This window comes from Caulobacter sp. CCH9-E1, from assembly GCF_001556515.1.
Classification (GTDB): domain Bacteria; phylum Pseudomonadota; class Alphaproteobacteria; order Caulobacterales; family Caulobacteraceae; genus Caulobacter.
The window spans coordinates 1-309 of record NZ_LSJA01000050.1; the positions used below are offsets into that span (position 1 = coordinate 1).

At 67.0% G+C, this 309-nt stretch carries 1 protein-coding gene; it reads left to right on the forward strand.

What is annotated here, in order from left to right:
* The coding region (locus tag AX690_RS02540) for an ATP-binding protein (RefSeq protein WP_197426762.1) at positions 1-116 on the forward strand (116 nt) is incomplete at its 5' end.
* Between the last annotated feature and the right edge of the window lie 193 nt (positions 117-309).

Here is a 309-nt window from a genome sequence, read left to right on the forward strand (position 1 = left end):
GGCCCACCGTCTTCGGCGACGCCAAGATGACCACGGCGCTGCTCGACCGCCTGACCCATCACTGCGACATCGTCGAGACCGGCAACGACAGCTGGCGGCTCAGGAACCGCGCCTGACCGGCACGCCCCGCTTGATCCACAACTTGTTCAACCTCCCCCCAGACCCCCCTCCGGGCAGCTGATCGATCAGTGGCTCACCCCGCGGCGATGCTCTGCGCTGGCTGAGAGCTACGCGCATCGCCGCTCGAACTCGAAGAGGGGGTCCCTATTGGGCGCCGATAGGGGGTCCCGATTGCGTGCCGTTTGACAC